The sequence below is a fragment of the Rhodococcus sp. R1101 genome (genome assembly GCF_000278445.1).
In the GTDB taxonomy this organism is placed as follows: Bacteria; Actinomycetota; Actinomycetes; order Mycobacteriales; family Mycobacteriaceae; genus Rhodococcus; species Rhodococcus gordoniae.
In genome coordinates this window covers 1-618 of record NZ_AJVB01000903.1, presented here as the reverse complement: position 1 = coordinate 618, position 618 = coordinate 1, and the positions used below count along the sequence as shown (strand labels likewise).

Annotated in this window: 1 protein-coding gene; it reads left to right on the top strand. The window is 69.6% G+C overall.

Annotated features, from left to right (window positions below; genetic code table 11):
* Positions 1-618: sensor histidine kinase (locus tag R1101_RS0125115; RefSeq protein ID WP_016935844.1), on the top strand; the 618-nt coding region annotated here is incomplete at both ends.

Here is a 618-nt window from a genome sequence, read left to right as displayed (position 1 = left end):
GATGGACGCACTGACCGAGCGCAATCGGCTCCTCGAACTCGAACGTCTCAAGGAAGCCGAACTCGCGGCCACCCAGGAACGCACCCGCATCGCCCGGGAGATGCACGACATCGTCGCGCACTCGCTCACCGCGATCATCGCGCAGGCCGACGGCGGGCGATACGCCGCGGCCGCGAACCCGCAGACCGCAGCCGACGTACTCGGCACGATCGCCGACACCGGTCGCCGCGCGCTCACGGATATGCGCTCACTGTTGTCGGTGCTGCGCGAGGACTCGCCACGCGAGTTCACCACCACTCCCGGTGTCGACGACGTGCCCGCGCTCGTCGAGCAGGTGCGCGCGAGCGGTCTCGAGGTCGCGCTGGTGGTCGACGGCCGGGTCCGCGAGGTATCGGACGGATTCGGGCTGTCGGTGTACCGGATCGTGCAGGAGTCGCTCACCAACGTGCTCAAACATGCCGGTCCGCGCGCACATGCCCGTGTCTGCCTCGAATGGCGCTCCGAGATGCTCGTCGTGGAGATCGTCGACGACGGCAGGGGAGCGGCCGCGCTCGTCGAAGCGCGGCCGGGTGGGCAGGGACTGACCGGGATCGAGGAGCGCGCGAGATTGCACGGCGG